At 68.9% G+C, this 12,726-nt stretch carries 14 protein-coding genes and 2 tRNA genes; 9 read left to right on the top strand and 7 right to left on the bottom strand.

Features of this window, described 5'->3' with window-relative positions; genetic code table 11:
* Positions 1–311, bottom strand: a 311-nt coding sequence (locus Q8M82_RS10680) for an ATP-binding cassette domain-containing protein (protein ID WP_305691342.1), incomplete at its 3' end; no start/stop codon positions are given.
* Between the two features lie 5 nt (positions 312–316).
* Positions 317–1,018, bottom strand: a complete 702-nt coding sequence (locus Q8M82_RS10675; RefSeq protein WP_371126312.1) for an ABC transporter permease — start codon at positions 1,016–1,018, stop codon at positions 317–319.
* Positions 1,019–1,116: 98 nt separating this feature from the next.
* On the opposite strand from Q8M82_RS10675, the gene Q8M82_RS10670 reads away from it, so the two are divergent.
* Positions 1,117–2,013 carry a helix-turn-helix transcriptional regulator gene (locus Q8M82_RS10670; protein WP_305691341.1) on the top strand — a complete coding sequence of 299 codons (897 nt, stop codon included), beginning with the start codon at positions 1,117–1,119 and terminating at the stop codon, positions 2,011–2,013.
* A gap of 24 nt (positions 2,014–2,037) precedes the next feature.
* Here the strand turns inward: Q8M82_RS10670 and Q8M82_RS10665 are convergent, their stop codons facing one another.
* Positions 2,038–3,174, bottom strand: coding sequence for a DSD1 family PLP-dependent enzyme (locus tag Q8M82_RS10665; protein WP_305691340.1), 1,137 nt, complete (start codon positions 3,172–3,174; stop codon positions 2,038–2,040).
* Positions 3,175–3,286: 112 nt separating this feature from the next.
* Here Q8M82_RS10665 and Q8M82_RS10660 point away from each other — a divergent pair, with 112 nt between their 5' ends.
* The 5 genes from Q8M82_RS10660 (at position 3,287) to Q8M82_RS10640 (ending at position 7,173) form a co-directional block, all read left to right on the top strand.
* Positions 3,287–5,107: an ABC transporter ATP-binding protein gene (locus Q8M82_RS10660; protein WP_305691339.1), complete on the top strand. Its 1,821-nt coding sequence runs from the start codon at positions 3,287–3,289 to the stop codon at positions 5,105–5,107.
* A 75-nt stretch (positions 5,108–5,182) separates the two neighbouring features.
* A complete protein-coding gene (gene hisE / locus Q8M82_RS10655) occupies positions 5,183–5,557 on the top strand; it encodes a phosphoribosyl-ATP diphosphatase (protein WP_305691338.1) in 375 nt (124 codons plus the stop codon).
* Positions 5,558–5,706: 149 nt separating this feature from the next.
* Positions 5,707–5,783 (top strand) — tRNA-Arg (locus Q8M82_RS10650).
* Positions 5,784–6,155: 372 nt separating this feature from the next.
* Positions 6,156–6,860 (top strand): Crp/Fnr family transcriptional regulator, encoded by a 705-nt coding sequence (locus Q8M82_RS10645; protein ID WP_305691337.1) that lies wholly within the window; start codon positions 6,156–6,158, stop codon positions 6,858–6,860.
* Between the two features lie 34 nt (positions 6,861–6,894).
* Positions 6,895–7,173, top strand: a complete 279-nt coding sequence (locus tag Q8M82_RS10640) for a DUF6894 family protein (protein WP_305691336.1) — start codon at positions 6,895–6,897, stop codon at positions 7,171–7,173.
* A gap of 33 nt (positions 7,174–7,206) precedes the next feature.
* On the opposite strand, the gene Q8M82_RS10635 is transcribed toward Q8M82_RS10640, so the two are convergent.
* Positions 7,207–7,283, bottom strand: a tRNA-Arg gene (locus tag Q8M82_RS10635).
* 28 nt (positions 7,284–7,311) lie between these two features.
* Here Q8M82_RS10635 and Q8M82_RS10630 point away from each other — a divergent pair.
* The 3 genes from Q8M82_RS10630 to Q8M82_RS10620 all read left to right on the top strand — a co-directional run bounded on the left by Q8M82_RS10630 (position 7,312) and on the right by Q8M82_RS10620 (position 10,606).
* The gene (locus Q8M82_RS10630) at positions 7,312–8,124 is read left to right on the top strand and encodes a hypothetical protein (RefSeq protein ID WP_305691335.1); all 813 of its coding nucleotides are present in this window, start codon (positions 7,312–7,314) and stop codon (positions 8,122–8,124) included.
* A 58-nt stretch (positions 8,125–8,182) separates the two neighbouring features.
* Entirely contained in the window at positions 8,183–9,607 is a 1,425-nt protein-coding gene (locus Q8M82_RS10625) for a M48 family metalloprotease (protein ID WP_371126311.1), read from the top strand.
* A 129-nt stretch (positions 9,608–9,736) separates the two neighbouring features.
* On the top strand, positions 9,737–10,606 hold the full coding sequence (locus Q8M82_RS10620) for a dienelactone hydrolase family protein (protein ID WP_305691333.1): 870 nt from the start codon (positions 9,737–9,739) through the stop codon (positions 10,604–10,606).
* A gap of 240 nt (positions 10,607–10,846) precedes the next feature.
* On the opposite strand, the gene Q8M82_RS10615 is transcribed toward Q8M82_RS10620, so the two are convergent.
* The 3 genes from Q8M82_RS10615 to Q8M82_RS10605 form a co-directional block, all read right to left on the bottom strand.
* On the bottom strand, positions 10,847–11,449 hold the full coding sequence (locus Q8M82_RS10615) for a CarD family transcriptional regulator (protein WP_305691332.1): 603 nt from the start codon (positions 11,447–11,449) through the stop codon (positions 10,847–10,849).
* Between the two features lie 384 nt (positions 11,450–11,833).
* A complete protein-coding gene (gene fdxA, locus Q8M82_RS10610; RefSeq protein WP_305691331.1) occupies positions 11,834–12,172 on the bottom strand; it encodes a ferredoxin FdxA in 339 nt (112 codons plus the stop codon).
* 170 nt (positions 12,173–12,342) lie between these two features.
* Positions 12,343–12,654: an RNA-binding S4 domain-containing protein gene (locus tag Q8M82_RS10605; RefSeq protein WP_305691330.1), complete on the bottom strand. Its 312-nt coding sequence runs from the start codon at positions 12,652–12,654 to the stop codon at positions 12,343–12,345.
* Between the last annotated feature and the right edge of the window lie 72 nt (positions 12,655–12,726).

Here is a 12,726-nt window from a genome sequence, read left to right as displayed (position 1 = left end):
GCCGCCGCCAGCGCGTGCAGCACATTCGCCTCGACCGAGCGGCGCAGCATGATCGGCTTCTGGAAGACCATGGCGTGGCGCCGGTTGCGCCCCTCTGCGCCGTGCGCCCAGGCGATCATGCCCTCGCTCGGTGTCAGCAGGCCGTGGCAGAGCCGCAGCGTCAGCGATTTGCCCGCCCCGTTGGGACCGAGAATGACGGTCAGCCCGCCGGCCGGCAGCTGGAAACTGATGCCGTCGACGAGGCGGCGCCCGCCGCCATGGAAGGCGACGGCACGGACGTCGAGCGGCAGGATCGAGGCGAGGTCACGCATGAAGCTCACCCGGCATAACGCGCGCCGATGCGGCTGGCGCCGAAGGCGATGGCGTTGATGGCGAGCGTCAGGGCGATCAGCACGAGCCCGAGCCCGAGCGCCAGTGGCAGGTCGCCCTTGGAGGTTTCGAGCGTGATCGCCGTGGTCATGGTCCGGGTGTAGCCGGCGATATTGCCGCCGACGATCAGGACCGCGCCGACCTCGGCGCTCGCCCGGCCAAATCCGGCGAGCAGGGCGGTGGCCAGCGCGAAGCGGCCGTCGAAGAGCAGGGTCGGGATGGCGCGGACGCCTTCGAGCCCGACCGAACGGAGATGGTCGCGATACTCGCCCCAGAGATCCTCCACCGTCTGGCGGGTCAGCGCGATCACGATCGGCAGGACGAGGAGGACCTGCGCCAGGATCATCGCCGTCGGCGTGAACAGCAGCCCGAGCGGCCCGAGCGGCCCCGAGCGCGAGAGCATCAGGAAGACGACGAGGCCGGCGACGACGGGCGGCAGACCCATCAGCGCGTTCAGGCAGACAATCACCGCCGAGCGGCCGCGGAAGCGCGCCAGGGCCAGCGCGGCGCCCAGCGGCAAACCGATCAGAGCCGCGATCAGGACCGCCGTCAGCGTCACCCGCAACGACAGGCCGACGATCGCCAGGAACGCGGGATCGAGCCCGACGATCAGGGCGAAAGCGGCCGAAAAGATCGCTGCGAAGTCCAAGTCAGCCCGCTCCCTGATCCAGGTTCCCTGCAAAGACTTGTCTTTCTTAGAATTCAATGCGACCAAATGCCAACTTTGGAACCAGCGCAGGTCAATGCATGTCAGCGCAGGATCATACTTATCTGACGACCGAGGAGGCGGCCGGTTACCTCCGGCTGAAGGAGCGCAAGCTCTATGACCTCGTCGCCAGCGGCGGGGTGCCCTGCACCAAGGTCAGTGGCAAATGGCTGTTTCCGCGCGCGGCGCTCGACCGCTGGCTGGAGGCCGGGCTCTCGCGGCCGGAGGGGATGCAGCCTGCATCCCCGCCGCCGATCATCGGCGGCAGCCAGGATTCGCTGCTGGAGGTCGCCGTGCGGGACTCAGGCTGCGGCCTGGCGCTGCTGGCGGAGGGCTCACAGGCGGGGCTCGACCGGCTGCTACGCGGCGAGGTCGCGATCGCGGCCATCCATCTCCATGCGACGCCCGACGACGACCGCGCCAATCCGGCGGCCGTGATGGCGGAATCAGGACTCCACGATGCCGTGGTGATCGGATTCGCGCGCCGCGAGCAGGGTCTTCTGGTCGCGCCCGGCAATCCGCTCGGGCTCACGGGGATCGCGTCGGCGGTCGAAAAGCGTGCGCGGTTCGCGCGTCGCCAGAAGGGAGCCGGGGCGCAGCTCCTGCTCGACAGCCTGATGGCCCGCGAGTCCCTGCCCTCGCAGGCCATGGTGCTGGCCGAGGGCGTCTGTGCCACGGGCCAGGATCTCGCGCTCGCCATCCGCACCGGGCGCGCCGATTGCGGCATCGCCTCGCGGGCCATCGCCAGCGCGTTCGGGCTCGATGTCCTGCCGCTGGTCTGGGAGCATGTCGATCTGGTGATGCGCCGCCGGACCTATTTCGAGCCGGCCGCGCAGAGCCTCCTGGGCTGGATGCGCGGCACCGAGATGGCCGCTCGGGCACGCGAGCTCGGCGGCTACGATCTGTCGCGCAGCGGCGCCGTCAGGCTCAATCGCTGAGGGCGTATTCCGGCGGCGCCGGCGTCAGGTCAGGGCGCCGCGCGCCGCGATCGGCCAGAGTGCCTCGACATGGGCATCAGCCGTATGGAGGCCGCGCACGCCGACATACCAGTCGTGCAGGTTCACCGTCGGGTCGCAATGGCCCGGGATCAGCAGCAGCCTGTCGCCGCGATGCGGCAGGGCGATCGGGTCGCCCGTCAGCACGCCGTGCTCATCGGAGGGCTTGGTGTAGATCACGCCCTCGCGCCGGAACGGCATCGGCATGCCGGAATCGACCGAGGCCGCCTTGTGGCCGGCATCGACGACCGCCCGGTCCGGCACGGGCTTGCTCATCACCCCGGTGAGAATGAACAGCGCATGCTCGAAGGTGCGGAAGGGCGTGCCGTCGGCCTGACGGTTGCGGGCATAATCGGCGTCCATGAAGATATAGGATCCGGCCTGGATCTCGTTCCAGATGCCGGACTGGCTCTCGATCTCGAAGGTGCCGGTGCCGGCGCCGCCGACCACGGCGCAGGCGAGCCCGGCCTGATGCAGCCGCTCGATCGTGTTGCGGGTGCCGAGCGCCGCGCGCTCGATCGCCTCGCGGCGCTCGTCGATCGAGCGCATGTGCTGGGCGGTGCCGTGATAGGCCTGCAGGCCGCCGAAGCGCAGCGTGTTGCTGCGCGCGATCGCCTCCGCCAGGCGTACTGCCGTCTCGCCGGGCGCGACGCCGCAGCGGCGGCCACCGACATCGATCTCGACGAGCACGTCGAGCACGACGTCGTGGCGGGCGGCGGCCTCGGCCGCCTCGCGGATGCCGTCGAGATGATCGACGCAGAGCCCGATCTTCGCTTTCTGAGCCAGTTTCGCCAGCCGGTCGAGCTTGGCGGCGCCCGCGACCTCGTTGCTGACCAGCACGTCGCCGACGCCGCCCTCGACCAGGACTTCCGCCTCGGCCACCTTCTGGCAGCACTGCCCGACCGCGCCATGGGCGATCTGGCGCAGCGCGATTTCCGGGCTCTTGTGGGTCTTGGCATGAGGCCGCAGCCGGACGCCGTGTCCCTGCGTATAGGCCGCCATGGTGACGAGGTTGCGCTCGAAGGCGTCGAGATCGAGGATGAGGGCCGGCGTGTCGATCTCGGCGAAACTCTGGCCGGGCTGGGCCGGCGGGTGAAGGGGCATGGGCTGTCGCGCTTTCCTGAATCGGTCGCGCCCATGGGACGCCAGCTTCTTGTCCGGAGCAAGACCCGGCCGGCCGTAGCGCTCGCTCTGGCGCCGTGATAGGTCGCGCGCCATGAAGATTGGCCGCGTCACCGACGACACCTTCGCGCTTCTCCTCCGCGTCTGGCGCGAGCAGGTCAAAGCCTATCTGCCGCAGATGGCGATGATCCTCGGCCTCGTCGTGGTGATCGCGGCGACGACGAGCTTCTACCCGCTGCTGATCAAGGCGGCGTTCGATGCCTTCGCCGACCCGGTGACGGCGGAGGCGACCGGCTTCGTGCGGCGCATGGAGCGGCTGGTCTCCAAGTCGATCGGCATCGAGATCGGCGTCGTCAACGCGGTCGCGGTCGTCGTCGTCATCGTCACGGCGGTGAAGGGCTTCTCGCTGCTGGCCCAGACGATCATGACCAACAGCGTCGTCAGCCGGATCGAAGCCGACATGCAGACGGCGCTCTACACGCATCTGATCCGGGCCGACCTCGCCCAGCTCCATCGCGAGAACCCGGCCTCGCTGACCCAGCGCTTCACCACGGATTTCACCTTCGTCAAGGAGGCGCTGACCCGGCTGATCAACATCGCCGTGCGCGACGTGCTCACCGCGATCGCGCTGGTCGGCGCGATGTTCTGGATCGACTGGCAGATGACGCTGGTGGTGATGCTGGTCGCGCCGATCGTCGCGCATCCGATCGGCAAGATCGGCCGGAAGCTGCGCCGCATGGCGACCTCGCAGCAGGAGCAGACAGGGCTGATGGCGAGCCTCGTCACCGAGAGCCTGCAGGGCGCGCGCGCCGCCAAGACCGACACGCTCGAGCCCTATCTCGAGCGGCGGGCGGCGAGCGCCTTCGAGACCATCCGCGCGCTCAAGATGAAGGCCGCCAATGCACGGGGCCGGCTCGATCCGCTGCTCGAGGTCGGTGGCGGCATGGCGGTGGCCGGCGTGCTGGCGGCGATCGGCGTGCGCATCACCGGCGGCGGCTCGACCGTCGGCGATTTCACCGGCTATGTCTCGGCGCTGCTGCTGGCGGCCCAGCCGATGCGCTCGCTCGGCAACCTCAACGCCATCGTCCAGGAGGCGGGCGCCTCCCTGAAGCGCTATTACGCCCTGCTCGACGAGCAGCCCCGGATCGTCGACGCCCCCGACGCCAGGCCTCTGGTCGTCGGCGCCGGCGAGGTCGCCTTCCGGCAGCTGCGTTTCCGCTATCGCGACGACCAGCGCGCGCTCGAGGGCATCGACCTCGTCGCCGAGGGCGGCAAGACCACAGCGCTGGTCGGACGCTCGGGTTCGGGTAAATCCACGCTGCTCGCTTTGGTGCCGCGTCTCTACGACCCGAGCGAGGGCCGCATCGAGATCGACGGGCAGGATCTGCGCGGGCTGACGCTGGCGTCGCTGCGGTCGCAGATCGGTGTCGTCAGCCAGGATGTCGTGCTGTTCGACGATACGGTGCGCGCCAACATCGCCTTCGGACGGCCCGGCGCCAGCGACGACGAGATCGTCGACGCGGCGAAAGCCGCCGCCGCGCATGATTTCATCATGGCGATGCCGGAGGGCTACGCGTCCTCGGTCGGCGAGCGCGGCCAGAAGCTCTCGGGCGGGGAGCGCCAGCGCATCGCCATTGCCCGCGCCATCCTCAAGGACGCGCCGATCCTGCTGCTCGACGAGGCGACGAGCGCGCTCGACGCCGAGTCGGAGCAACTCGTCCAGCAGGCGCTGTCGCGGCTGATGAAGAACCGCACCACGCTGGTCATCGCCCACCGGCTCTCGACCGTGCGCGAGGCCGATCTGATCGTCGTGATGGAAGAAGGCAAAATCGTCGAGATCGGCAGCCACGACGCGCTGCTTGCCCGCGACGGCGCCTATGCGCGGCTGCATCGGCTGCAGGTCATCGCCGACTGAAGCCGGCGCCCGTCCGCGACGCAGTCGACGCGCGCGTGTCATAAAACGCTCATCGGCAGCGCCGAGTCTGGCGCGATGGCCGATTCGATCCACCGTCTCCACGCCGCCGTGCTCGCGTCCCGCTCCCGCGACCCAGCCCATTCGCGGACGGCCCGGCTCGTCGCCGAGGGCCTGCCCAAAATGGCCAAGAAGCTGGCGGAAGAGGCCTTCGAGGTCGGCCTCGACGCCGTCCAGGGCGATCGCGCCGGGGCCATTCGCGAGAGCGCCGACCTGATCTACAACCTGGTCGTCCTGTGGAGCGCCATGGGCATCGCGCCGGAGGATGTCTGGCGCGAGATGGACCGGCGCGAGGCGCTCCACGGCATTGCCGAGAAGTTGCCCAAGAGCCGGGGCAAGCTCGCTGCACCCACCTTGCCGCCCGGCCTGCCGCTGCTGGCGGTGGAACGCTGACGCGGCGCGCGAACGCGCCGGTGTGACGAACTCGGGACGGTCGAGGCGGCAAAACTTTTGCAGCCCGGCGTGTTTGAGGGTTGCCAAGCCGAGGTAGAGCGGCTATTCCCGCCCCATCGAAGCCGCGGCGCCACGCCGCGACCCGATACGCGCCCGTAGCTCAGCTGGATAGAGCATCAGACTACGAATCTGAGGGTCAGAGGTTCGAATCCTTTCGGGCGCGCCATTTTTGGAAACCCTCGAGATCGCTCGGGTTTCGGCTTTGGAAAACCTTCTCCGCAACCGTCGGATGCCGCGGCTGATCCAGCTACCGCAGTGCAGTCCAGACACGGCCTCGCAGGTGTCTTCGCAATCGACCGCAGGCCAGGCCCCGCTGATCCAGCGCGCCTGACCGGGGCTCGGGTCGTTCAGGCGCGCGTCACCGCGCGCTCGCCGAGAAGTGCGAAATTGGCCAGGCTGATCAGATGCGCGTAGATCGGCGCGAGACGGTCGGTATCATGAGCGGCTCTCGCCTCGACCTCCCTCGGAACGATGCCCGCCTTCTCGCGTTCAGCAACCTATGGCCGAAAAAGGTTTTCCGGGGACACTGCAGGCGCTCTTGACCTCGTTGTCGCTGCGCGACGAGATCAGCACCGAAGAGGTGGCACTGATCGAGGGGCTGGCCCGGCGCAGGCGGTTCCTGCATCGGGGCGAAGAGCTTGTGTCCCAGCATTCGCAGCCCGGCGAAAGCTGCGTCGTGTTGTCGGGCTTCACGGCCCGCGAGGTCGTGCTCGCCGACGGCAAGCGCCAGATCACGGCCCTGCACATCCCCGGCGACTTCGTCGATCTGCACGCGCTGCTGCTCAAGGTCATGGACCACAGCGTCATCGCACTCACCGATTGCGAGGCGGCCTATGTGCCGCACCGTGAATTGCTGCGGGTCATCGAGCGCTCGCCGCATCTTGGCCGGCTGTTCTGGCTGTCGACGGTGATCGACGGCGCGATCCAGCGGGCCTGGATCACCTCCAGCGGGCGGCGCTCGGCCACGGCGCATCTCGGGCACCTGATCTGCGAGCTTTATCGTCGTCTCGCCGCCGTCGGCCTGGCGGAGGAAGGCCGCTTCGCCTTTCCCGTGGCGCAGAGCGAGCTCGCTGATGCGCTCGGCTTTTCTCTCGTGCACGTCAACCGGACGCTGCAGGATCTGCGAGCGACAGGGCTCGTCAGCTGGAAGGGCAGCCTCGTCACGATCCTGGATTTCGACGGCCTGGCGCGGCTCTCCCAGTTCGACCCGACCTATCTCAACCTCGTCAAGATGCCACGCTGACGGAACCCCAGCCATCGCCGGAGATTGCTGCGAGATGCCCCGCTATTACATCGACAGTTCCGACGGCAATTTCTCCCATGTCGACCACGAGGGCGTCGAGCTCGCGGGCGACGAGGCGGCGCGCTATCTCGCGCTGGACGCGCTGCCGGACATGGTGAGGGAGGTCCTGCCCGACGGCGACCAGCGGGAATTCGCGGTCTGTGTCCGGGATGAGGGCGGGAGGGTGATCTACAGCGCGAGCCTGACCCTGACGGGCGCCTGGCGACCGACGGGAGAATCCGACGGCGAAGACGGACCCGCGCTGGCTTCGTGACGAGAGCGGCCAGGAGCCGGCGCGGTTCTGAAATGGCGTCCCGGAAGGGATTCGAACCCCTGACCTACGGTTTAGGAAACCGTTGCTCTATCCTGCTGAGCTACCGGGACGTGCGGAGAACCGTGTAGCATAATCGGCATGTGTTTGAAGCCGTTTCTTGGCCTGTTGCTCGCTCTTCTCGCCGTCGGGCCGTTCCTGGCGGGAACGACTCTTGCCGCCGATGCCTGCGCCGACCTCGCCGAGGACAGCCCGGTGGTGCGGTTGTCGGGGGTCGATGCCGCGGGTGATCCACTGTTGACCGACGGGCGCCGCCTCAGGCTCGTGGGGGTGGCTCCGCGACAGGACGATGGCGAGGCGCAGCGCTTCGAGGCCGGGCTCGGAGTCTGGCGCGGGCAGGATCTCGCGCTGGTGCTGCTGGGCCCGCCCGATCGCTGGGGGCGGCTGCCGGCGCGCCTGTTCGCGCGGGCTGAGGGGCAAGAGCCGCGCAATCTTGCGGAGCGCCTGATCGCGGAGGGGGCGGCGCTCGCCCTGCCGGAAGCGCGGCCTGCCCGCTGCGGCGGGGCCGCCGCGGTGCGAACCGTGCGCGAGACGGCCCCGCGCCGGTCGGCGCCGATGGCGGGAGCCTCGTCGCCTGCCGTTTCAGGCGAATCGGTTCTCGACAGCCATGATCTCGCCGCGCTCAGGGCGCATCAGGGGCGCATCGTCGTCGTCGAGGGTCGCGTCGCCTCGGTCGGTGAGCGGACGCAACGGGCCTATCTGAATTTTTCGCGCCGGCGTGGGGAGGCTGCCTCGATCGTGCTGTCGAAGACCCTCTGGCGTGCGTTGCAGGACGTCGGCTGGACCGCGAGCGGGCTGGCCGGTAAACGCTTGCGCGCGCGCGGCGTCCTCTCGGGGCGGGACGGCCTGCTGCTGGACGTGACCTCGATGGCCGCCCTCGAACGAGTCGACTGACGGCATGCTGGAGTTCTGGCGAGACCGGTTGCGGCGATGGCGCCGACTGGGCGCAGTCGTGGTTCCCACGCTGCTGCTGCTCGGCTGCGCGGGCGATCAGAGCGTCCTGCTGCCGCCGCAGGCCTCGGAAGGCGAGATCGCGCCCCGCGTCAGCACGCTGCAGCGGGCCTCGGCCAGCGAGCATCAGCGGCTGCTCAGCGCTTTCGGCGGCGAATACCGCGCCCCGAAGGCAAGGGCGCTGCTCGACGAGGTGGTGGCGCGGCTCGCCAAGGCCGGCGACGGCCAGATCGGCGCTTATGAGATCACGATCCTGAACTCGCCTGCGGTCAACGCCTTCGCCCTGCCCAATGGCCGGCTCTACGTCACGCGCGGCCTGCTGGCCCTGGCCAACGACACCGCCGAGATCGCCTCCGTCCTCGCCCATGAGATCGCCCATGTCACCGCCCAGCACGCGGTCGAGCGGGCCGAGCGCGAGCTGGAATCGGCCCTGGTCAGCCAGGTCGTCGCGCAGGTGCTGAACGATCCGCAGCAGGGCGCGGCCGTGCGCGCCGTGTCGAAACTGTCGCTCGCCAAGTTCTCCCGTCAGCAGGAACTCGACGCCGACCAGATCAGCGTGCGCACCATCTCCCGCGCCGGCTACGACCCGTATGGCGCCGGCCGCTTCCTGGCGGCGCTGGGGCGCAACACCGCCTTTCGCAACAGCGGCCAGAACCAGAGCGCCGAGGACAAGCGCCTCGACATGCTCTCGAGCCACCCCCAGACGCCGGAGCGGATCGCCGCCGTCACGGCCGCCGCCCGGCAGATCGGGGCGCCGGGCCTCGGCGAACGCGATGCCGGTCGCTGGCTTTCGGCGATCGACGGCCTCGCCTATGGCGACGAGCCGCGCGACGGCGTGGTGCGCGGGCGTCGCTACGTCAACAGCGCGCTGCGGATCGGCTTCACAGCCCCCGAAGGCTTCAGCCTCGAGGCGGCGCGCGACATGGTCATCGGCGTCAGCGCCAACGGCTCGCAGGCGCTGCGCTTCGACTCGGTCACGCTCAAGCCGGACCAGACGCTGCAATCCTATGTCGCCGCCGGCTGGATCGAAGGTGTCGAGACCACTGCGATCGAGCCGCTCGACATGGCAGGGCAACCGGGCGTCATCGCGGTCGGCAAGGGCACGGACTGGACCTTCCGGCTGGCGGCCGTGCAGGCCGGCAACCGGGTCTACCGCTTCATTCTCGCAGCCAAGGGCGGGAGCGATCCCGAGCGGCCGATGCGGGCGCTGATGGCGAGCTTCCGCGTGCTGAGCCCGGAGGAGGCGCAAGCCGTAAGGCCGGTGACGGTGCGGATCGTGACGGCCGCCGCGGGCGACACCCCCGCGACCATGGCCGCCCGGATGCCGGAGCAGGAGCGGGCGCAGGAGCTGTTCTTGGTGCTGAACGGCATCGAGCGCGGCGGCGCGCTGGTGCCGGGGCAGCGCTACAAGATCGTCGCGGAATAGGGCCCTCCGGCCCCTGCTTCACGAAGGCGCGATGAGCCTCGGGAGCTCGGTGATCTCCCGCTGCGACCCGCTAAGCTGCGGCGATCAGTCGGTCGAGGCGGGTGGCCTCCGCCGCAGCGGGAGGTGGCCATGGCGCTCGATCGTCGCATCGTCGAACTCTATGACGAATATACGCACAAGCCGCTCGACCGGCGGGTGTTCTTCAACCGCCTGATGCTGCTGGCGGGGTCGGCGGCGGCCGCCGAGGCCGCTCTCGCCCTACTCGAACCGAACTACGCCCAAGCCCAGCAGATCGCGCCCGACGACGGTCGGCTGACGAGCGAGCGGCTGGAGACGAGCGTCGATGGCGTTCTCCTGAGGGGCTATCTGGTCGCGCCCAAGGCAGCGGGCCGGCGCGGCGGCGTGCTGGTCATCCACGAGAACCGCGGCCTCAATCCCCATATCGAGGACGTGACGCGGCGGATGGCGCTGGCGGGCTTCACGGCGCTCGGCCTCGACTTCCTGACGCCGCTGGGCGGGACGCCGGCGGATCCCGACGCGGCGCGCGCCCTGTTCCCGAAGCTTGCGGCCGAGGACGTGCTGCGCCAGGGCCGGGCGGCGCTGAAGCTCCTGGCAGTGCGGCCGGAGGCCACGGGCAGGACCGGCGCGATCGGTTTCTGCTGGGGCGGAGGCGTGGTCAACGACCTCGCCGTCTCCGTGCCCGAGCTCGCGGCAGGCGTGGTGTTCTATGGCCGCTCGCCCGACCTCGCCAAGGTGCCGCAGATCAAGGCGCGGCTGCTGATCCAGCATGCGGCGCGCGACACGCGCCTTGTGCAGCAACTGCCGGACTACGAGGCGGCGCTGAAGGCGGCCGGCATCCGCCACGAGGTCGTCGTCTACCCGGATGTCGACCACGCCTTCCACAACGACACCAGCGCCGAGCGCTACAATGCGGCGGCAGCGAAGCAGGCCTGGGACAAGGCGGTCGCCTTTCTCGCGGCGGAGACCGGTGCGGCGTGAGAGCCGCCTGCCTCCGGAACATTCGGGCTGTCTACGGAAACACCCCGTCGTCCCGGGCTTGACCCGGGACCCATTCCGGAACCTTTCTGATCAGCGCTCCGGAATGGATCCCGGATCTCCGCTTCGCTGCGTCCGGGATGACCCGCGCTTTATGACGAGGAGTCACGCGGCAGGGAGGCATGAAAAAACCCGGCGGTCGCCCGCCGGGTTTCTCTGTTCTTGGCAGCGGAAAATCGCGCCTCAGGCGGCCTCTTCCCGCAGATCGTCGTTGTCGCCCTCGACATCGCCCTCGGCGGCTTCCACCACCTCGCCCTTCGCCGGGCGGCGGGGCGACTTGGCGAGCTGACCCTCGATCTTCTTGAGGGCCTCGGTCTCGGTGATGTCGTCGACGACCGCGATCTCGCGGGTCATGCGGTCGACGGCGGCCTCATAGAGCTGGCGCTCGGAATAGGACTGCTCGGGCTGGGCCTCGGAGCGGTAGAGGTCGCGGACGACCTCTGCGATGGCGACCAGATCGCCCGAATTGATCTTCGCCTCGTATTCCTGGGCGCGGCGCGACCACATGGTCCGCTTCACCCGGGCGCGGCCGGTCAGCGTGGTGAGCGCCTTGGTGACGCTCTCGGCATCGGCGAGCTTGCGCAGGCCGACGCTGGCGGCCTTGGCGGTGGGGACGCGCAGCGTCATCTTGTCCTTGGCGAAGCTGACGACGAAGAGTTCCAGTTTGAAGCCCGCGACTTCCTGCTCCTCGATTGCCGTGATCTGGCCGACACCATGGGACGGATAGACGACGAACTCGCCCGTCTTGAAACCCTGGCGCACGACAGCTTTCTTCACCGTGGACATGCCGTTAAGACTCCTGACCGGACCGCTGGACGCGGGCTCGCGATTCTCAATCTCCAGCCGGATGGCCGGAGACACTCTGCCTGGGACGGCAGGCAGGGCCCGCCGCCTCATGCTCCCTCAGCCGGTCGTTTCTCCTATGCCACCGGGCAAAGACGGCGAATGCTCCGGCAAAGGTGCCGGCGGCTCTCGTCATCCTTTTCTGGGGGCGCCCCGTTTGTGAAAAACCTCGCAGGGGCATGCGGAACGAATGCGACTGAAGCTATCCTGTAGCATAAAAAACACGCCGAATCAAAGGTAAACGCAAGCCCGGCACAAGCTTCGGCCCGGCAGCGGGCATGTGGTTAACGCCCGCGAGCGCCGCGCGGCGCCGTTTCGCGACGGCGTTCAGTCGCCCTCGCCGGGGTTGGGCGAGAAATGCGCCTCGAGCTTGCCGGCGACGCCGTCGAAGGCCTTGGCGTCGACGGGCGCATCCTTCTTCTGGGTGATGTTGGGCCAGCTGGAGGCATATTTCGAGTTGAGCTGCAGCCAGCTCTCCAGTCCCGGCTCGGTATCGGGCTTGATCGCCTCGGCGGGGCATTCCGGCTCGCAGACGCCGCAGTCGATGCACTCGTCGGGGTGGATGACGAGCATGTTCTCGCCTTCATAGAAGCAGTCGACGGGACAGACCTCGACGCAGTCCATGTACTTGCACTTGATGCAGTTCTCGGTGACCACATAGGTCATGTCGCAGGTCCTTCCCGTCTCCAGCGCCGCCCATAAAGCGCTCAAACCCGTCCGGTTCAAGACTGTTTCCGTCACAACCGGGAGCAGGACCTTCTCTTTTCGCCCGGTCCGGCCGTCGGACGCCCCGCCGTGCCGATGCGGAGATCGTTTGTGTACAAACGAATTTCGTTTTAGCCGCCGTCCGCATCCTCGGCAAGCGACGGATCGCCGCGCCCGGCCGCGTCGAGGCGCTCATAGAGCAATCGTGCCTGCTCGAAGGCCCCGCGCCGCTCGCCGAGCCCGAGCAGCCGCACCACGACGGTGGCATGGGGCAAGGCCAGCGTGAGGACGTCGCCGAGCTTCATTCCCTGGGCTGGGTTGAGGACCCGGCGACCGTCGAGGCGGACATGCCCGTCCTCGATCAGACGCACCGCCGCCGGGCGCGTCTTGGCGAAGCGCGCGAACCAGAGCCATTTGTCGAGCCTTTGGCGGTCGTCGCGCACCGGGGAGCCTCAGCGGAAGGCGGGAGACGCCGTCTCCCTCAGCTCTTGCGGCCCTCGAGCTGTGCCTTGAGG

Origin of the sequence: Allobosea sp., assembly GCF_030694325.1 — a bacterium.
Taxonomy (GTDB): Bacteria; Pseudomonadota; Alphaproteobacteria; order Rhizobiales; family Beijerinckiaceae; genus Allobosea.
The sequence above is the reverse complement of the archived record's forward strand: the minus strand, read 5'-3'. Positions and strand labels throughout refer to the sequence as shown.

What these genes read in the sequence shown, in the direction of transcription:
- Q8M82_RS10670 (WP_305691341.1), top strand. Translation starts at nt 1,117, where the DNA reads ATGTCAGCGCAGGATCATACTTATCTGACGACCGAGGAGGCGGCCGGT.
- Q8M82_RS10665 (WP_305691340.1), bottom strand. Translation starts at nt 3,174, where the DNA reads ATGCCCCTTCACCCGCCGGCCCAGCCCGGCCAGAGTTTCGCCGAGATC.
- Q8M82_RS10620 (WP_305691333.1), top strand. Translation starts at nt 9,737, where the DNA reads ATGGCGCTCGATCGTCGCATCGTCGAACTCTATGACGAATATACGCAC.
- Q8M82_RS10615 (WP_305691332.1), bottom strand. Translation starts at nt 11,449, where the DNA reads ATGTCCACGGTGAAGAAAGCTGTCGTGCGCCAGGGTTTCAAGACGGGC.
- fdxA (WP_305691331.1), bottom strand. Translation starts at nt 12,172, where the DNA reads ATGACCTATGTGGTCACCGAGAACTGCATCAAGTGCAAGTACATGGAC.
- Q8M82_RS10640 (WP_305691336.1), top strand. Translation starts at nt 6,895, where the DNA reads ATGCCCCGCTATTACATCGACAGTTCCGACGGCAATTTCTCCCATGTC.
- hisE (WP_305691338.1), top strand. Translation starts at nt 5,183, where the DNA reads ATGGCCGATTCGATCCACCGTCTCCACGCCGCCGTGCTCGCGTCCCGC.
- Q8M82_RS10660 (WP_305691339.1), top strand. Translation starts at nt 3,287, where the DNA reads ATGAAGATTGGCCGCGTCACCGACGACACCTTCGCGCTTCTCCTCCGC.
- Q8M82_RS10630 (WP_305691335.1), top strand. Translation starts at nt 7,312, where the DNA reads ATGTGTTTGAAGCCGTTTCTTGGCCTGTTGCTCGCTCTTCTCGCCGTC.